The sequence below is a fragment of the Glaciecola siphonariae genome (genome assembly GCF_042652645.1).
Taxonomy (GTDB): Bacteria; Pseudomonadota; Gammaproteobacteria; order Enterobacterales; family Alteromonadaceae; genus Glaciecola; species Glaciecola siphonariae.
This window is the reverse complement of record NZ_JBHSGU010000017.1, coordinates 47,389-67,494: the sequence shown is the minus strand read 5'-3', so window position 1 is coordinate 67,494 and position 20,106 is coordinate 47,389. Positions and strand designations below refer to the sequence as shown.

Annotated in this window: 12 protein-coding genes; 4 read left to right on the top strand and 8 right to left on the bottom strand. The window is 45.6% G+C overall.

The genetic code is table 11. The features are described 5' to 3' along the window. Positions 1–253 precede the first annotated feature (253 nt). The 3 genes from ACFO4O_RS15575 (at position 254) to ACFO4O_RS15565 (ending at position 7,614) form a co-directional block, all read left to right on the top strand. A complete protein-coding gene (locus tag ACFO4O_RS15575) occupies positions 254–2,137 on the top strand; it encodes an arylsulfatase (protein WP_382410189.1) in 1,884 nt (627 codons plus the stop codon). A gap of 80 nt (positions 2,138–2,217) precedes the next feature. Next, positions 2,218–3,138 carry a nucleoside hydrolase gene (locus ACFO4O_RS15570; protein WP_382410187.1) on the top strand — a complete coding sequence of 307 codons (921 nt, stop codon included), beginning with the start codon at positions 2,218–2,220 and terminating at the stop codon, positions 3,136–3,138. Between the two features lie 291 nt (positions 3,139–3,429). Then, the gene (locus tag ACFO4O_RS15565; protein WP_382410185.1) at positions 3,430–7,614 is read left to right on the top strand and encodes a PVC-type heme-binding CxxCH protein; all 4,185 of its coding nucleotides are present in this window, start codon (positions 3,430–3,432) and stop codon (positions 7,612–7,614) included. A gap of 68 nt (positions 7,615–7,682) precedes the next feature. Here the strand turns inward: ACFO4O_RS15565 and ACFO4O_RS15560 are convergent, their stop codons facing one another. Next, entirely contained in the window at positions 7,683–8,414 is a 732-nt protein-coding gene (locus ACFO4O_RS15560) for a helix-turn-helix domain-containing protein (RefSeq protein ID WP_382410184.1), read from the bottom strand. 133 nt (positions 8,415–8,547) lie between these two features. On the opposite strand from ACFO4O_RS15560, the gene ACFO4O_RS15555 reads away from it, so the two are divergent. Then, positions 8,548–9,723 carry a Gfo/Idh/MocA family protein gene (locus ACFO4O_RS15555; protein ID WP_382410182.1) on the top strand — a complete coding sequence of 392 codons (1,176 nt, stop codon included), beginning with the start codon at positions 8,548–8,550 and terminating at the stop codon, positions 9,721–9,723. A gap of 109 nt (positions 9,724–9,832) precedes the next feature. Here ACFO4O_RS15555 and ACFO4O_RS15550 read toward each other — a convergent pair whose 3' ends face one another. The 7 genes from ACFO4O_RS15550 to ACFO4O_RS15520 all read right to left on the bottom strand — a co-directional run bounded on the left by ACFO4O_RS15550 (position 9,833) and on the right by ACFO4O_RS15520 (position 20,079). Beyond that, a complete protein-coding gene (locus tag ACFO4O_RS15550) occupies positions 9,833–10,624 on the bottom strand; it encodes a carboxylesterase family protein (protein ID WP_382410180.1) in 792 nt (263 codons plus the stop codon). 13 nt (positions 10,625–10,637) lie between these two features. Then, positions 10,638–12,026 (bottom strand): SLC13 family permease, encoded by a 1,389-nt coding sequence (locus ACFO4O_RS15545; protein ID WP_382410178.1) that lies wholly within the window; start codon positions 12,024–12,026, stop codon positions 10,638–10,640. Beyond that, positions 12,019–13,131 (bottom strand): alpha/beta hydrolase, encoded by a 1,113-nt coding sequence (locus ACFO4O_RS15540; protein ID WP_382410176.1) that lies wholly within the window; start codon positions 13,129–13,131, stop codon positions 12,019–12,021. The genes ACFO4O_RS15545 and ACFO4O_RS15540 overlap by 8 nt, the downstream gene beginning before the upstream one ends. Positions 13,132–13,233: 102 nt before the next feature. Continuing rightward, the gene (locus ACFO4O_RS15535; protein WP_382410174.1) at positions 13,234–16,704 is read right to left on the bottom strand and encodes a DUF7133 domain-containing protein; all 3,471 of its coding nucleotides are present in this window, start codon (positions 16,702–16,704) and stop codon (positions 13,234–13,236) included. Continuing rightward, a complete protein-coding gene (locus ACFO4O_RS15530; RefSeq protein WP_382410172.1) occupies positions 16,701–17,441 on the bottom strand; it encodes a DUF6445 family protein in 741 nt (246 codons plus the stop codon). The genes ACFO4O_RS15535 and ACFO4O_RS15530 overlap by 4 nt, the downstream gene beginning before the upstream one ends. An 84-nt stretch (positions 17,442–17,525) precedes the next feature. Beyond that, a complete protein-coding gene (locus tag ACFO4O_RS15525; protein WP_382410170.1) occupies positions 17,526–19,001 on the bottom strand; it encodes a tryptophan halogenase family protein in 1,476 nt (491 codons plus the stop codon). 28 nt (positions 19,002–19,029) lie between these two features. Then, positions 19,030–20,079 carry a cupin-like domain-containing protein gene (locus tag ACFO4O_RS15520; RefSeq protein WP_382410168.1) on the bottom strand — a complete coding sequence of 350 codons (1,050 nt, stop codon included), beginning with the start codon at positions 20,077–20,079 and terminating at the stop codon, positions 19,030–19,032. Positions 20,080–20,106: the final 27 nt, after the last annotated feature.

The window sequence follows — 20,106 nt, the reverse complement described above, 5'->3', positions numbered from 1 at the left end:
CTAGCAATACTTTTTTTACTTGTGTAGTTAATGCACAGAAACGCGGATAACCAGGAGCTGGCCCGCGTTTTTCGTTTCTATAGATTCCATAAATATAAAAATAGATAACACAAAAGTAAAAGCATCTTGAGGGTGTAAAAATCCACCTTCGAGTATATGTAAATCTTATGTTATAAAACTCCCATTGAATGATTATTTTTGGACTCTTTATTATCGAATAGTCGTGATCAAAGAGCCGTGTTCAAAGAGTGTGATGAAAGAGTCATGCTTACAGAGTAAAAAGGAGCGTATTTTGTTGAATCGCCTAGTAGCCATTTCGTTAATGAGCAGCATATTGCTGGCGTGTACGCCTGTAAATAATCCTAACGACGGGCAGCAAACACAAACATCAAGCCAACAACCGCCCAATATTTTGCTTATTTTAACCGATGACCAAGGCTATGGAGATTTAGGCTACACCGGTAATGACATTATTGAAACACCAACTCTCGACGAACTTCACAAGCAGGGGGTGAGTTTTAATCGTTTTTATGTAAGCCCCGTTTGTGCCCCAACACGCGCGAGTTTGTTAACAGGTAAACATTATTTATCAACCGGCGTGTTTCATGTGACCCGCGGCGGAGAAAAGATGCACTCAGATAACGACACCCTCGCCGAATTATTAAAACCAGCGGGCTATAAAAGCGGTTTGTTTGGCAAATGGCATAATGGTCTTCAATATCCGCATGACCCCATTGGTCAGGGCTTTGATGAGTTTTATGGATTCTCAGCAGGGCATCTTTCAGAATACTACGATAATTATTTGCACCAAAGTACAGCGAAAGCCAAGACTGAACGAGTTCAGTACGCTGGTTATGTAGCAGATGCAATTACCGACAAAGCCATCGATTTCATTGAACGAAGTGCACAAAATAATCATGCTTTTTTTAGTATGCTTAGTTTTAACACCCCCCATGGCCCATTTCAGGCTCCGGGCGCTTTGTTTGAAAAATATAAAGCGAAGGGACTATCAGATGTGAATGCATCTATTTACGGCATGGTTGAGAATATCGATATCAATATACAGCGCGTGCTTGACACACTGGATAATCTGGAATTGTTAGATAATACAATCGTGTTATTCATGTCGGATAACGGTCCGGCCTTCCCCGCGGGTCAGTCTCGATATAATGCAGGCTTAAAAGGGCATAAAGGGCTTGTTGATGAGGGTGGAGTTCGCTCACCACTTATTATTTCTTGGCCAAGTAAACTGTCTAAAAAGCGCGCCATTGTGCCAGTCACGCAACATATCGACATTGTTCCTACCTTGCTCAGTTTGGCTAATATACCGTATGACCAAACGCGTTTTGATGGAAAAGACTTGAGTCCTCTCATGTTCGAGCAAGATTCGGACTGGCCAAACAGAGCTTTGTACACACATCGGTTTCAGATCAGCAAAGATTCCTCGGCAGACCCCATACATCCCATCCCAGGGGCGGTAAGAACACAAAAGTTCACCGCGTTAGTGGGTGAGAACGGAGTATGGAAATTGTTTGATATTGAAGCTGACCCTGAGCAAACTACAGATTTATCCGCTCAAATGCCTGAAATTTTGGCAGATTACAAACAGAAGTATCTAAGCTGGTATCAAGATATAACAGCGGCCCATGGCCCCTACACTACCTTACCCGTTGAGCTGGGCCATAGTCAGGATGAAATAGTCGAGCTACCTGCGCATGAGGGCTTGATACGAAGCAATATGAAGTATGCGCATGGGGCAGGTTGGTCGCATGACTATTTGCTACCTACGTCTGAGGAGGTCGGCGAGGTTTATTGGCCCCTCAAAGTGCTCACGCCAGGGCCTTATCAAGTATTAGTTGACTATGCCACCGAGGGCGGTGATGTACATGCAGGAAGCGTGCAGATAAGCGCGGGTAGTCAGACTTTAGAGTTATCGAATATTGCGGGCTTTGAAGCGCAAAACCTATCAACACCGCGCCAATATTACACCGATGAGGCACCTGATTTAACGTGGTCCTCTTTAGATATGGGCGTTATTGACCTAGCTGCAGGTGTACAGGAACTGCAAGTACGTTTTGCAAAAGACAGTGGCGGTAAAGATTTATGGGTAAAGCAAGTCACTCTTTCGAAAAAGTAAAAATTATTAATCAAACACCAAGTGGTAGTAATAATTAAAGCTATACAGCGTAAATAGCCTTACAAAAAAGGACGGTAAATATGAGAACATCAATCGCGATTTTTGCCTTGTTATGTGCAGGCTTATTAACAAACGAAGCTGCCGCTGAAGAGACTAAGTTGGCATTTAATCCTACCATTGTGCTTGATGCGGATACGGCGAATGAAATAGATGACCTTTACGCGGTGGTTGCAGCCTTAATAGAGCCCTCTTGGAATGTGGTAGCCCTGAACGCAGCACACTGGCAAACTAGCCATTGGACAAGCCCTACATCGATGGAAGACAGCCACCGTCTAAACCAAGTGCTCACAGGGCATTTGCAAATGCAGGTACCAACTAAACGCGGAGCGCCAGCGCGCATGTACGACTGGGGTGACCAAGCGCAACATTCTGCAGCGGCGTACGAAATTATTAAGCAAGCGCATAACATGGCAGAAGGTGAACGTCTTACTGTCATTGCCTTAGGAGCATTGACCAATGTGGCCTCAGCCTTATTCATTGATTCGAGTATTGCCGATAAGATTAGTCTCTTTTGGTTAGGTAGTTCATACGATTTTGAAAAGGAGATAATGGGCACTACTGATTTTAATTGCATCATGGATACACAAGCTTTGCACTACCTCCTGAACTCTTCAGTGCCCATGACAGTCATACCCGTTAACGTTGCATACGATATGCAGTTTGATTATGCCGAGACCGCACAGCGCTTAAAAGGCACTCATCCGCTAGGTGATTTGTTGGTAGACCGTTGGACCAATCATATGGATGGCTCAAGGCAGGCGCGCGCCATATGGGACCTAGCGCTTATCTATGCCATGAGTGACCCAGAATGGATTGAAACAACCCAAGTGAGAACATCAAAAGATTATGGCGACAGAGACATCACCTATATTAGCCAAATCGATGGAGAGCAAATGTACCAAGCGTTCTTTGACCGTTTTGAAGCTTACCTTGCGAAATGATTGGACACCTAGCTTGACAGTCGAATTTGCACTAATTCAGTGAGCGCCGAAATAATTATAGTTTTTAACGAAAAAATTATACGCTAAACGCGCGCCAAAGCAGTACTATTAACAAATAATTAACGTTGCGTGACATAATTGTGTAAACGTTCTTTTGTGTCAGCAGTTCGATGCTTTGATAGCTAGCATTCAGCCGCAAATGGCAGATACCAATTAAACGTAGTGTTTTAGTCTGTCGAATAAGTCAAAAGCAGATTTGTCGACAGAACATCAATCGGAGTAGCACCAAAAGTGAAAGTCTTAATACAATCAATTACGTACATGTTTACCGCAGCGACATTGCTGCTGTTTTCAAGCTTGAGCTCTGCAAACGGTATCGACCATTTAGTCTTTGAGGCTCCCGCCAGTATAGCGAACGGTAAACACATTGTTTTGGTGTCGGGCGATGAAGAGTATCGTTCTGAAGAATCTATGCCAATGCTGGCCAAAATTTTGTCTCAGCGACATGGTTTTAAAACCACTGTATTGTTTGCAATAGACCGCGAGACAGGGCTAGTTAATCCGAACGATATCACCAATATTCCGAATCTTTCAGCTTTGAAAGATGCCGACCTTATGATTTTGGCGACTCGCTGGCGTATTTTGCCAGGAGAGCAACTCCAGCACTTTTTAGATTATTTTAATCAAGCCAAACCTATCATTGCGCTACGCACAGCTACGCATCCTTTTAATAACGATGATAAATACGGTGGCTATGATTGGCAAAACTTTGGTCTGAATGTGGTGGGTGAAAACTGGCTTTATCACCACGGTATACATGCGGTTGAGGGTGGTCGAAGTGTAGAGGTCGAAGAAAACGCCGATCATCCTATTTTGACAGACGTAAGCAGCTTTTTTATGTGGTCAGATATTTACGGTATTGAAAACTTAGACCAAGACGCTGCAACCGTATTGTTAAGAGGTGCTGTGACGCAGTCCTTATCGCCTGACTCAAAGATGTTAGACGGCCCTAAAAATGACCCAATGATGCCACTAGCATGGGTAAAAACGTATCCGACGCCCGATGGTAAAAAAGAAGGGAAAGTTTTTGCGACCACCGGTGGTGCAGCGTATGATTTTCAAGAAGAAAGCGCACGACGCTTGGTCGTAAATGCAGCATACTACCTACTTGACATGAACGTGCCAGCTCAGGCAGATGTGTCATATGTTGATGAATTCGAACCGTCTTTCTTTGGTTTTCAAGACACCGATTACTTCATTAAACGCGGTCTAACGGTAAACGATTTTGCGTTAGGCAGTTCAGCACGGTCTATTTTAACTGTAGAAGAGCTTGAGGCGCTAGGTCAGTCTCCGAAAGTAACGCTCGAAGAGGGCGATACGGTGTTGCTGCTTGGAAACGGACTACCCGAGCGCATGCTTTACCATGGCTTTTTTGAATCTGAGGTGTATTCGCGCCACGCAGATAAAAATATTACCATCCGTACATTGGCTAAACCTGGCTACACGCCAGGATTTAGGCCGCACTCTTCGCGCAATACTCAATGGGCGTTCCCGGGCGCTGAACGCTACCATCCAGACAAACTACACCACAGTGGAGAAGGTTTTCACCCTACCAGTGACGAGTGGCTGTATGACATTCAGCCTGATGTAATTATCGCGTTCTTCGGTTTTAATGAGTCGTTTGATGGTCCAGAGGGATTAGAAAATTATCGTGCAGAGTTATCAAACTTCATCAATCATTCATTGGCGAATAAGTATAATGACGGCGATATTTCGAAACTTGTACTGGTTTCGCCGATTGCATTTCAAGACCTGTCAGATAAATACCCACTCCCTGATGGCAAGCAGACAAACAAAAACCTAGCCGCCTATACCCAAGCAATGGCTGAGATAGCCAATCAGCGCGGGATTCATTTTGTCGATTTATACACGCCAACCAAAAAGATGTTTGAGAGCACCGATCTTCAACTTACAGTTAACGGTGCGCATCTGAATAAAGCGGGGTATGAGCAGCTTTCGACTATTTTAAGTGATGCTTTGTTTACTGCTGAAGATGTCGCGCTTGATGACGCGACGCATGCGTCGCTGCTTGAAGCGGTGCTAGACAAAAATTGGTACTGGTTTAAGCGTTATCAAATGCCAAATGGCGTACACGTTGACGGCAGACGGTTTGAGCCTTATGGCGTAGACAACTATCCACAAGAAACACTAAAAGTTGTACAAATGACTGAGAATCGCGATAAGCAAATTTGGAGCTTACTGCGCGGTGAAGCGTTTGATCTTGCGGCGGCTGATGCTAACACGCAAAAGCTTGATAAAATTAAGTCCAACGTATCTGAAGATAACGTGCAAGCTTACAAGTATGGTGAAGACGCGCTGAAGGACTTTACTGTAGCAGACGGTTTTGAAATAGAGATGTTTGCTTCTGAAAAAGAATTTCCTAATTTAGCGAATCCAGCGCAAATGGCTTTTGACAACCAAGGCCGGCTTTGGATATCTACGCTAGAGAGTTATCCACATTATAAGCCAGGCGACCCTAAGCCAAATGATAAAATTCTTATCTATGAAGACACCGACAATGACGGCAAGGCAGACAAAGAAATTGTTTTTGCTGAAAACTTAAACCTACCCATAGGCTTTGAGTTGACCGAGTATGGGGTATATGTCTCGCAAGCGCCGAATCTTGTATTGCTACAAGATACAGATGGGGATGACAAAGCGGACACCTATGAAATTATACTGTCGGGTTTTGATACTCACGATACCCACCATGCGATCAGCGGTTTTATAGCAGACCCCTTTGGCGGAATTATAATGCAGGAAGGGGTGTTTTTGCACACCAATGTTGAGACTGCATACGGTCCGGTAAGAGCGGTGAATGCAGGATTCTATCGCTTTGACCCACGCACACAGCGCCTGCAGCGCATCGTGCAAAATCACGCGCCAAATCCTTGGGGCATTGCGTTTGATAAGTGGGGCCAAAACTTCTTCATGAACACCTCTGACCCAGCCGTATATTGGATGCTTCCGGTCGAGTTAAAAACGCGTTATGGACAGCTTTCTCTTGGCACCGACACATTGATTGAATCGGACCACAGAGTGCGTCCTACCTCTGGTTTAGAGTTTGTGTACAGTCAGCATTTCCCAGAGGAAATGCAGGGAGATTTTATACTCAACAACGTAATTGGGTTCTTGGGTGCCAAGCAGCACACACTCAAAGATGACGGCACAGGCTATGTGAGTACGTGGCGTCAGGATTTATACACATCCACCGACCCTAACTTTAGGCCAGTAGATTTAGAGTTTGCGGCTGATGGTTCTCTATATGTAGTGGATTGGCACAATCAGCTCATTGGTCATATGCAGCACAATGCGCGTGACCCGCTCCGCGACCATGCCCACGGGCGAATCTATCGCGTTAAGCACAAAGAACGCCCTTTGGTTAAACCTGTTCCGGTTGTGGGAGAGTCATTAGATACCCTGTTTTCTTATCTTACGTCACCTGACTATCGCTTGCGTTATCGAGTGCGCCGAGAAATACGCGAGCACGACTTTGCGGACGTACAAAAAGCTAAGGAACGATATGTCGCGTCACTCGATAAATCTCACCCAGACTACGATGTGCATTTAACTGAGGCGCTATGGATCAGCCGTTTTGATAATGACCAAGACAAAGCTTTCGCGGCCAAGCTTCTAGAGCATGAGAATTACCATGTGCGAGCAGCCGCAGTTAAAGCGGTTCGTCTTCACCTTTACGAATACGATACGAAAGACGCTATAGCAATCATGGCCAAAGCTACCGGCGATGAGCATGGTCGGGTCCGTTTAGAGGGTATCGTTGGTATTTCTTGGATTGATAGCCCAGACGCGCTCGATGCCCTATATAAAGCCGGCGAGTTAGAGGGTGGCCCCTTAGGCCCGTGGATGCGCACGGCGTTTTTACAAACCGTGGGCAATCTTGGTGGTAAGTGGACAGAGCAGCTCGCTGAAATTGAGAACGAAGCGGCTCACCTTACAGGCCCTGCGCTTGCCAAATATCAAAAAGGAAAAGAGATTTATAACCGCGAAGGCTACTGTGCGACGTGCCATCAGCCTGACGGTAAAGGTCTTCCCATCGCTGGCTTCCCGCCTCTTGTAGGGACCGAGTGGGTAACCGGTAATCCGGCAGTTACCGCCGATGTTATCTTACATGGTTTGATGAAACGAATTTACGTCAAAGGCGTCAAGTACGATGGTCATGTACCGATGACCGCGTTTGGCAACATGCTAGACGATGACGAAATTGCGGCAGTACTAACGTACGTGCGAAACGCATGGGGCAACGAGGCGAAGCCAGTGTATGCCGATTTGGTTAAACGCGTGCGCGCAAGCTCGCCTAAAGACCGCGGTTTTTGGACCGCTAGCGAGTTGCTTAAGAAACACCCTGAAGGTGGCTACCCTGACGGCTTACCTGAAGATGCAGATCCTGAGCAATAACATCAGTTGTTGCTCAATTGTACCGAGTGTGTGTCATGCTAGGCGGCGTTGACATTTGTCGCGCCCGCTTAGTTTTGTTTTATTTGCCCTCGCATTTTTGACGGGTGCATACCGAAAAACTGCTTAAACTGCTTGGTGAAATAGCTGTGGTCACTAAAGCCAGTTTGGTACGCGATGTCAGATACTGGGAGATTGGTTTCCATAAGTAGACGCCTAGCATTCTCTAGTCTTACTTCATTAATTAGTCGTGAAGGTGTTTTGGAAAGATGCTTTTTAAATCTGCGTTCAAGCGCACTTACCGATAAATGCGTAAGTTCAGCTAGCTCTTTTAGCGTGATGTGTTTATGGTAATTTTGTCTGATGTATTCTACCGGTACTCTAACTGACTCAAACACCGAGAGCGCCTGAGATGACTTTTGGAAATGCCGCGTAATACCATAGTTTCCAACTACAGAGCCATCACTTGCCAGTAGCGGTCTCTTAGAGGTAGAAAACCAAGCGAGCTCGCCATCGCGAGTCATATTCATTTCAAGGCGCGCGGTTATAAGCTCGCCATTTAACAGTTTTTGGTCGTCATATACATATTGTTTTGCGAGGTGCGGCGGAAAAAAATCAAAATCAGTTTTACCGTATACTTGCGAAAGTGAGCTACATCCAAGGTGCTCAATAAAAAGCGTATTTGCATAAACCCACTGACCTTCAAGGTCTTTAATCCAAAACAGTACATCTGGCACAAGTTCAAACGCCTCTACTAAAGCATCGATATGACACTCCTTGATATCGTTTTGTTTGATTTCCATCTACTCTCAGTTCTCTTTATTTGCAGGAAATTGTAACGCTGAAATGCTTGCAGCACCGTCCGATAAAATCATATTCATTATCATAGCGCGCTACTATACTATGCAACATATTGTTAACAAATTAGGTAATAGCATGAGTGAATTTAATAATAAAGTCCGCATGGGTATGGTCGGCGGCGGGCAGGGAGCATTTATTGGCGCTGTGCACAGAGCTGCGGCCTCAATAGACGGTGAGATTGAATTAGTATGCGGTGCATTTAGCTCCTCACATGAAAATTGTTTAGCAACCGGAAAGGCCCTGCACATAAATCCAGAGCGCTGTTATGCAACATACGCCGAAATGTTTGAGAAAGAAGCTGCCCTCCCCGAAGAACAGCGTATGCAGTTCGTCTCTGTGGTCACGCCGAATCATTTGCATTTTCCTGTAGCTAAAGCTGCGATTGAAGCAGGCTTTCATGTGATGTCCGATAAGCCAGCAACCTTTACCTTAGATGAAGCGATTGCGCTCAAAGAAGTGCTTGATAAGCACGATGTTTTATATGGTCTAACACATACTTATACCGGATATCCATTAGTAAGAGAGGCCCGCGATAGAATTGCAGCAGGGGAATTAGGTGAAATCACCAAGGTAGTTGCGGAATACTCTCAAGGATGGCTGTCTGAACCTCCAGGGCCTGATAATAAGCAGGCAAGCTGGCGCCTTGATCCAAAACGCGCAGGCGTGAGCTGCTGTATGGGTGATATAGGCGTACATGCAGCTAACTTAGCGGAGTTTATGAGTGGTTTAGAAATCACTAAATTATGTGCAGACCTTCAGCCAGTAGTGGCGGGTCGTGAAATAGACGATGACGGAAACGTGCTATTGCGCTTTAGCAATGGTGCGAAAGGCGTGCTTATTGCGAGTCAAATTAGTGTAGGTGAGGAGAATAACCTTAATATTCGTATTTATGGCACCAAGGCGGGTATAGAGTGGCATCAACAAGAGCCAAACACCTTAATTATGAAATATAACGATAAACCGGCGCAATTGATACGCACGGGTGTTGGCAGTTTCCACCCAGTGGCTGCCGGCTCAATGCGCACACCAGCAGGCCACCCAGAGGGTTACTTGGAGGCGTTCGCAAATCTTTATATGGACTTTGCGCGTCAGGTGCGAGCATTTAAAGATGATGAGGCCAGTGCAAAACTTAGCAGTAAAGCGCCCGGTATTGATGAAGCGATTAGAGGAATGGCATTTATTGAAAACTGCGTCGCGGCAACGCGCGCCGATCAAAAGTGGGTCGACTTCAAACTTGAAAATGTGCTGTAACTAAAATCAAAAAAGCGGCTGTGCAACACAGTCGCTTTCTTTAAATTTGTACCGATGCTTTGAACAATACGTCCTAATTAACCCCACTGATTTTTTACAAACTTGGCTCTCAGTTTTTGAGGTGAGAAAACACCCAAGGTAGCAAGTTCGCCTCAGCAAAGGCATTATCCCAGCTGTTGTGCTTCACATCAGGGTAAATAGTAAGCTTCGCATTTCCACCTGCAGCATTGATTGCGTTGACCATCTTTTTCGATTCAGCCACTGCTACCACATCGTCAAGCTCACCATGAAAGGCCCAAACCGGCGCACTTAAATCCATAGTATTAACTAGGTCAGGATGGCCGCCTCCGCAAATAGGCACGGCAGCTTTAAATGTGCCCGGCAGGGTAGAAATAATGTCATAGGTTCCCATTGCGCCCATAGAAAGTCCCATAACTGCCATCTTATCTGAGTCAATGTATGGAGTGTTTGATAGTTCTTCTACTAAGCCTAAAAGTAACTGCATAGAAGGCGTTTTGGCTGCATCCACTTTAAAAGTGAACTCAATAGGTCGAGTGTCGCGCTTAACATCCACATTTACCCAGTAATCATCTTTGGCAGCCTGCGGAAAAACAATAATGGCAGGATAGGTCGACCTGAATTGCTCAGTCAAAAACATCTCAGCACCATGGGTAAGCTGTGCAATGTTATCATCGCCGCGCTCGCCCGCGCCGTGTAGCATCAATATCAGTGGGTACTTTTTCTTAGCATCGAAATTATCGGGCATGAGCATACGATAGGGCAACGACTGATTTTGCACAATATCAGCATTGGCGTATTGATGTTTTTCATACTGAGAAAAGTCCGTAGCGTGAGCCTTAAGTCCGAGCAACAACAAAAGTGTTACCAATAGCGTCTTCATAATTGATATTTCCTTATAGGTTTAGAATAAACATAAGCACCACAACGGCCACAACGCAAGCCACATTTAGCGGCGCACCCATGCGCAACATGTCTTGTATAGCAATACGCTGCGTGCCAAATACGATAGCGTTTGGCGCAGTTGCCATAGGCATCATAAACGCGCAGCTAGCGGTCATCGCGGCCGGCAGCATTAGTAACATTGGGTCTACATTTATTGCAATCGCAAGGGCTGCAAGAATGGGCATCATGAGCGCCGCGCATGCCGTGTTGCTCATAATTTCCGTGATAAACGTAATCGATAAACAAATGAGCCCAATCATCAGCCAAATCGGCCAGTTTGAAAAGGCTTCAAAATGCTTGGTAAAATCGCTGATTAAGCCGGTATTGCGAAGCGCAAGCGAGATTGCAATGCCACCCGATACCAATAAAATTACTCCCCACGGTAATTCTTTGGCTTGCTCCCATTCGAGTAAAGGTTTGCCATGCCCATTTGGCACTACAAACAGTGCAATTGCACCTAATAGCGCAGTATACCCGTCGTGAGCAGCAGGGAGATTAAACCATTGGCTCCAGCCACCAAACGGGTCCCCTCGAGTCATCCATGCGATGATAATAAGCACAAAAATAGCCAACACTCGTCGTTCGTCGGTTTGCCATGCGCGCTTTTGAAAATTGCTGTCACACGGTGCATTAGTGCATCGCGAGGTAAGTCTAAAGGTGACGATGGGAAGAAGCACAATTACAAAGGGTATTCCCCACAACATCCAGTCAATAAAACTGATGCTCGTGCCTGTGGCTTGCTCATAGGCCTGCATAAAAACTAAATTTGGCGGTGTACCGATAGGCGTTGCCAAACCTCCCACGCTTGCGGCATAGCAGATGCCCAGTAAGAGCGACACGGTGAATGCAGGTTTACTCTTGGCTTTATCTAAGGTGGCAAGTGCAGCAGGAATAAGCATCATTGCCGCCGCAGCGTTTGATATCCACATACTGAGTAAAGCTGAGCACATCATAAAAGCGACTACTATTTGCTTTTCGGTTTTAGGCCGCAGGAGGCTGAACAACAAGCTGGCTAAGCGCAGGTGGGCATTAGATTTGACCATCGCTATCGACAGCATAAAGCCACCAATAAGCAAAAAGTTGATAGGATTGCCAAACGCGCTGCCAAGTTCACTGCGAGATATCACGCCGCTCAACGGAAAAGCAGCCAATGGAATACATGCGGTCATGGGGATGGGAATAGCCTCAGTTATCCACCAAATCGCGCACAAAGTAACCACAGCTATTGTAAAGCTAGCGTCAAAACCGAGCCCGCTAGTCAAGGCAAAAATAAGGCCGAAAACGGCAACCCCTCCACCTGCAATGAGACTTTTGGGTCTTATCGTTTGAGCGCTACTCACGCGCTTGTGAGCCTAAATGTTGTTCAAAAAAACGCTGCATAATTGTTGTTGTCTGTACAGACTCTGGCACATACATACTCATAAATTGAGCATGCGTGAAACCCTCAAATACATGCAGTTGCGCGGCCTTATTAAGTGCAATGAGTTTGGCATGCATCGCCACCATCGGACTAAGTGAATAGTCGCGGGTCGACGTTATCATTAGTGCCGGTGGAAAGACGGTCAAAGCATCAGAAAAATCGCCCGGAAACGCATCTTTATTATTGCTGTCTAGGCCCTCCCAATACTCTACATCAGATATTTGAAGGGGCTTGCGCTGCTGTAGCGCAGCTGCATAATAATTACTGTCACCATTTAAGGCGGTGGGCGCAGAGCACAAAAAAGCAGCAGCGCCTGGAGAGGGCAAGTCTTGCTTGTGTAACCATACAATTGCTTGCCCGGTTACACGACTGCCGGCAGAGCAACCAAATATGCCAATATTCTCGGCAGGGTAGGTTTTCAATAGATGCCGATATACTGTTTCTACGTCCTTATTGGCGGCTGGGAAGCGGTAATCGGGCGCTTTTTTATAATCAATCGCAATGACTTTGATACCCGCTTGGCTAGCAATTGGCATGCTTTCGAGCTGTCCACCAAAGCGACCGCCATATTTAAAGCCACCACCATGTAGGTTTATCAGAACTCTGTGTTGATTGTTTGCACTGATGCCGTTTTTAGGCACAACAACATCTGTCTGTACACCATCAATCATGAGCGGCGTTATATCAACCTCAAATCGCGCTAAGGCTTTTGGCATAATAACGCTATACATTTGAGCCTCACAGGTGCGAATGTCTTGTGCACTCGTTTTTGTATAAGGATTACATTTGGCGCGAGCTTTTTGCATAAGCGCGTCTTGCTGGGCAAGTCCGTTTATGGTGGCCTGACTAAAATATTTTGATTGTTTGGGTAAACTAAATGCCTCAACTTCAATGTGTTCAGCTTTGCTTTTTGATGGTTTTACTTGCGCATAAGTAAACGTCGCAGCCGATAGCGTGAGTAGAATAATTACGGCATAAATGCTCGAAAAAATGCTCAATCGAAGTTGTACTCGTTTTGTTAACATAGCGGCTATATCCCTAGCGTCATATCTCAGTGATGATTATCTTTTTGAGGTCGATGTTTACATTCAATGTTCACGCCCAATGCACGCATTCATTGCACGCAATTAATGCACATCCTCAACTTTTTCATATTCACGTTCTAGACTTGCCAAATATGCGACTAGATCGCGAATTTGATATTCATCCAAAAAGCGATGCATAGGAGGCATGCCCGACATTGGACGTTGCAGTGTCTCAATATCTTCAAATGCAAACTCTTCAATCAAGTTTTCTTCACGTTCAATTTTAATTATCTGTTCAGTTTCTCCCTGATAGATGCCCGAGAGAGTGCGCCCGTCTTTAAGATTGAGTACCACTGTTCCAAATCCAGGCGCAATAGCGGCGCCCACATCAACAATAGATTGCAAGAGGTATTTATTGTCGTGCATCCGGCCAATATCAGACAAGTCAGGACCGACATCTCCACCGCTCCAGTTAACCATGTGACAGCGCATGCATTCACTTGCACCGCCGCCGGCAAAAATATTGCGCCCTTGTTCAACGCTTCCGCCATATAAACTACTGGCGTATCGCGTCATGATATCTGCGCTCTCGATATAGTTTGAATATTCATTGAGGGCCAACTGAACCGCTTCGTTGTCTCGTGAGCGGGCAAAGTCCAACATTTCCAGCGTCGCACCATTGGTTTGTTTAGACCTGTTGAGTTCGGTCATCGCGCTAAGCGCAATTTCATCATACTCAGGCCCTTTGCCTTTGCTAAGCACCGAATATGCGACTTGATTGTCTTTGCTGTACTCGCTTTGTAAAAACAGCTTCGCCTGCGCAAGGCCTGCTTCTGGATTAATATCAAAAAGCTTGGTGAGCGCATCGCCGCGAACCTCGATGTCTGCGTCTTTGCTTAGTTCATATAAAACATCTTCAATATTATTAAATGCGCGGCTATTTAAATATGTGAGCGCTTGGATGCGCACTTTTGCGCTATTTTCAGTGTTCTGAGCAGCCGCCAGTAAAACGCTGTTAGGAATGTCCATTGCGTTGGTCTCAGCTAAGCGGATAGTTTGCACCAAGGCCTGTACTTGTACCTTTGCCAGTACTTTTGGCAAATATTCTGCCACTGCGGCTTGAATAGGCTCTCTATTGCGAGCCGCTTGCGTAGGTAAACCAGTCGTTGTGTCGATAGGGTTAACATTGTTCCATGCCTCAATCGCAGAAAGAGCTTCGCTGGCAAGGCGAGTCGGTAATCCGTCACTGGCTGCATATTGCAATAAATTTACGGCGTCTTGGACAGTGCCTTGCGCATAGGCTGCATTGATCACGCGATGATGTTGCCATTGCCCGACCTTGTCTTGCGGGTACTGCTCTGAGGGAAGTCCAATTTGCGTTGTTAAATAATGGGCGAGGGCGGGGCGTGCTTCCACAATGGCTAAATCGTTTATTGCGGTAATGGCTTCATTAACAATATGCTCAGCATCATCATTTAAGAATGCCGCAATGTCGGGGCTCTTCAACCTGCGCGCCGCCAACAATATGCCCATACGCACATGTTCTGAATCATCCTGATAATACGACCACCATAAAGACTGTGGCAAACCAGAAAGCGCCATGGTGAGGCCATGTCTTACCCACAGATCTTTATCTTGATATTTTTTGAGCGCGGCTATAATGCTTGGCACACTGGGCGCATAAGATAAACGACCCAAACCGATGCCTGCATACATGACTACGCGCAAATGCTCATCGTTTAAAGCATCTACTAACTTTTGTGCGCTCGGTGCATAACGATGATCGCCCATTGCTCGTGTTGCTTGAATGCGTACCTGGGCATTATCGTCGTCTAGCAGACCCATGATGGTATTAAGCATAGGTTCTGGCGCTTGCGCATAATAAGACATTTGGCTTAAACCCCATACTCCATGTAAGCGCGTTATCTCATCTAATTCTGTGTCTTTTGCTAATGCAGAGAATATCGATGCACCGGCATCACCGCGCTTGGCTAATTCAAACTGCGCGCGCTGCCGTATACGCATATGCTTATTCTTAATTAGGCTGACAAGTTCGTCGTTATCGAAGTCTGCGAAGTCACTGGTCAGTATCTCTTCATTTAACTTTACCGTATTGGTATTGCCATAATCTGGATTTGATAAGCGATATACCGCGCCCTGAGATTCAGGCTCCCAACCGCCATAATTATATTCAGAGATATACATCGCGCCATCGGGGCCAAAATCCAAATCTACCGCGTTGAAGCCTTGCAAGAAGGTATCGTTGCTTACCATGTTGAAGGTAGCGCCGTCATCCTCTAGCGTAAATGTGGTGATATTCGATTGTGCTGGAGAGCCCATATAATGAATGACAAAAAAGGTATCTTCTAAATCGGGGCCAAAACTGCTGCCGGGGTTGTAAACTAAGCCAGAGGGCCCGCCATTTAGGGGGCCAACCGCTGGTAGCATAAACGCGGGTTGTTTATCGTTGCGAGGCTTGTACTGGTCTTGTGTCATCCACGCATTCGGGATTTTGGGATCACCGGTATAATAAGAAGAACGAAGTTTTAAACGCTCAGTAAAGCTCATAATGCTCTGATGGCCAGCATGCCAGCCTGAGTCGCCGCCTTCCACCAAGTAATTGACTCGCTCTAGATCTCCGCCATCGCCATCGTTGTCTGCGGTAAATAGATTGCCGTATTCATCAAAAGCAAGTTCTTGTGGGTTTCGAAGACCTGTATAGAAATACTCAATGTTTGAACCATCGGGGTCTGAGCGAAAGACACCACCTAGATTAGGGCCGTAAAAATGATTCCCCTCTTTGGTGGTGACGTTAAAACCTCGGTCGCCAATGCTCCAGTATAGTTTACCGTCAGGTCCCCATATCAAGCCGTGCAAATCATGCCCGTAAAAACTAATGCGTATTCCAAAGCCGTCCTGTAATGATTCTCGCTTGTCTGCGCTCCCATCACCATCGGTATCTTCAAGCTGCCAAAGATGGGGAATGTTGGTGTAATAGACTTTTCCGTCTCGCTCAATCACTCCTGCGCCGATGCCGTCGAGTACGTCATTGTAGCCATCAGAAAATACTTGGCTATGGTCAGCTCTGTTATCGTCATCGGTATCTTTGAGTAAGCGAATAATGTCATCGCCGGTGCGATAGTATGACATAGGGCGTTCATCGGCGTACCTTTCATACATCGCAAGACGGTCTTCATTGGACGTAATGTAGATATCCTCGACGGTTTTATTTTCGTGACCGCGAATATCATCTACGCCAGCGGTAAAGCGGGCGGTTTCAACCATCAGCATGTCGCCCTTTGAATCAAAGGTAAAATAGGCGGGGTTTTGCGTTTGTGTCTCGTCAGCCCAAAGAGATATTTCAAAGCCTTTTGGCAGCTTGAAATTATTCATTCTCAATTCAGCTTCACGTTCAATTTGCTCGATGCTTTTGTCTTGAACCGTGCTCGAGGTTTTATCCTTAGCAGTCGGTGCCGGTTCGTTAAGCTGCTGCTCGGTCGACTCTTGAGGCGAGCAAGCCATGCATGCAAAAATACTGATGACTAGTAAAACTTTTTCCGATAGATGCTTCATTTTTGTTTGCCTGCTTCAACGTGCTTTGACTGAAATTTAAATAAGAAATTGCTCGATAACCGCCCCTTAACTGGGTCTTCACAAATGTCTCGCTCGGGCTGGTCAATATAAGCTGAATGTAAAATAGAGGTGGGGTAGGCCACGAAACGATTTGGTTTATAGTCGACTTTGTGAATCAATTCGTAATGGTGGTCTGAGTCAGTAAAATATTGCCGTTTAGGCGCACCTTTGCTGTCAAATACCTGCTGCATTGACGCAAAATAACTCGACTCTCTGTGCGAAGTAATGTTTTCATATCCGCTAGGACGATGGCGGTAAAAGCCGGTTCCGCCAAACACCCCGGGATTCATATAGTGCAAGACGGCAAAACAGTTTGGCTCTGACGTATCGAAGTGAGGAACGCACTGAGCTAATTCCATATCTTGGGGCTGTTTTGTAAGGAGCGAGTAGTTTGCATTCATTGGAACGACTTGCATATTGCGCGACAGCCGCAGCCTTTGGTGCAAGGTTTTTGCTGCAAATTGCAATATAGGCAAGCCATAGTCTTTTCTGAGAGGAGCACGCACGCCAGGATAAAAAGCACCGACATCTTCTCTACGTGCAGAGTAAGCAGCCTGCCCCGCTTCTTGAATTGCCAGGTCATAATTAATAAAAAAATCATCTACAATAATTACGCTAGTATTCTCGTGTCCGATATTCTCAATCATTACCTGCATTTTGGGGTTTAACTCAAACATTTTTATCCTGTTGGGGTTGATAAAACCGAATTATGAATAGTTTGCGATGCGTTATTCAATGCGCGTCCTCAACCCAGCCTGCATCTATCTATAATGACTGATAAAGTCCTTGTGCTTCGGCATTTTTTGCACCGCAGCCTCAACACTTTGCTTATAAGAGTTCAAAAATTTATCTAGTTCTGGCACTTGCATCGCTTTAACGCTCGGATGGTACTGTTTGGGTAAAACGCCTTGACCAAGCAGAACTTGCACCCACGAGTCAATTTGAAAAACATCAAACTCTGATTCAAATACATTTGCGCTCTGTTCAAACAACTCGATTCTATGTTTTAAGCTCTCGGGTATTTCCATATTTGACAGGTAGCGCCAAAAATCTGAATCGTCGCGTTCATTTACATGATAATGCAACACTATAAAATCTCGTATGCGTTCGATTTCTGTGGCGGTCTGCTTGTTATACTCTTCAACGTTTGCTTCACTAATATTCGAGTTCGGCAGTAAACGCAGCAAGCGTATGATACCGGTCATGAACAGATGTATGCTGGTTGATTCTAGCGGTTCAATAAACCCGCTAGATAAGCCTAGTGCGACACAATTTTTGTTCCACACTTTTGAGCGCCGGCCAGTTAAAAATTTGATCAGTCGTGGTTCACTGGTCAACTCGCCGTCTACAGACTGGATAAGCTTGTCTTTGGCCGTGCTTTCATCCATGAATTTGGTGCTAAAAACAAGCCCGTTTCCCGCTCTGTTTTGCAACGGAATACGCCACTGCCAGCCGCTTTCATGTGCAATGGCACGCGTATAGGGCGGTAGCTTATCGGCCAAGGTAGTCTGTACTGCCCATGCTCTATCGCATGGAAGCCAATGAGACCAATCTTCGTAGCCAGTTTTCAAAGCATCCTCAATGAGTAAGGCCTTGAAGCCAGTGCAGTCTATAAATAAATCACCTTCAACGTTTTGCCCTGAATCCAGTGTTAAAGAAGTGATATTTCCTGATTCGGGGTCAATATTGACCGCGCTGATTTTGCCCTCGATACGCTGCGCGTTGTTCTTTTCACTGAGCTTTCTTAGGTATTGAGCATATTTGCCTGCATCAAGATGATAAGCATAGTTAATGTTCGCTTTTTCAGACGTTGCAAATTTGTCGTTTAACGCGCATTTAAATTCGAAACAATAATCACCATAAGTGTCAACGAGTCCTTGTTCGCGGCCGTACAGCCAGAAGTGTTGAAAACCCGCTAGATATGAGTCTTTGCCTGTTTTGCCAAAAGAATGGAAGTAAGATTCGCCCTTTACGCGCCAGTTTTCAAAATTAATACCCAATTTGAATGTTGCGTTAGTCTCCCGCACAAACTCTTGCTCGCTAATACCAAGCAATTTATGAAAAACGCGCACAGTGGGGATGGTGGCTTCACCAACACCAATCGTACCGATATCGTCAGATTCAATGAGAACGACATCGAAAATGCTGCTCAGTTGTTTTGACAGCGCAGCCGCTGCCAACCAACCAGACGTTCCGCCACCGGCGATAACAATTTTCTTTCGTTCGAGCTTACTCACACACTACTCCTCAACGTCATGCTTGTATCTATTTGTTTAACCTATCTATTATTAGCGACCGTAGTCGTCTAGCGTGGTTTTCATCCAGAGGCGCTAATATGCCTTTTGCATTTTCAGGCAGATGGTCATGGCTTTGTTCAGCGTCACCAAAAATATAATAATCAAATACGTGTTTCCATGCTTGCTTCTCTGCTTCGCTTCGATCGCGTATTGACAGCATTGCATCATGCAAGGCGTTAATGGGTGAACCCAAATAGCGTGGTGATTCATCCCACCAATAATTTACTAAGACGTTGAATGGGTTCAATCCCTCCACGTGATGCCACCAAAGAGGGGGTATATATAAAGCATCTCCAGGCGATAGCTCGACCTCTTGAGCCGACGATAGTGCATCTTTAAACCTCGGATGCTTGGTAAAATCTGGCGCGGCAAAATCTACCATCGAGATAACTGGACCGCCGGGCGTTACCTCAAAAGGACCAGGATATAGATTGTTTATTTGCTCTGGTGGAAACAAAGTAAACTTGCGCTTACCCGTGGTACAGCACGCTATATTTTTGTGCACATCATAGTGACATGAGGCAATTGTTTTGCCCCCAATCCACAAGTTCGGCACGATACCTTGGCGTGCCTCATCGTTTTGCCCATCGCTTTCAATAACGATGGCATGATCATCCGTAAAACCCGGGAAATGAGTGTTTGCTGGATTTGACGGGATATAATAGTTGTCACCGCCGGCTTCGCTTTCTATGCCTTTTCGAATTGCGTTTAAGACATCATCGATGCGCATCCGTGAAGTGGTGTAATTTAACTTTGTTACATCATCGTTGTAAAAAAAACGTCCACCGTCTTTGCCCAGACCCTTGCAGCTTAGTGTCGTTTTTCCGTTATAAAAAGAAAGAAGATAGTCGATTGCATGGTTGCTTGAACGCATGCTTTTTTGCACTAATGGCCACTGAGACACTAATCCCTTGAGTAAAACAGGCGAATCAGAATTCACCACAGTGCTTGGCACAACATTTGTGTCGCTCGCATCAATGGTGCTGATTTGCCATGTTGTCATAGTGTTAAACGCCATAAGGATAATTCTTCAATACTACTGGTT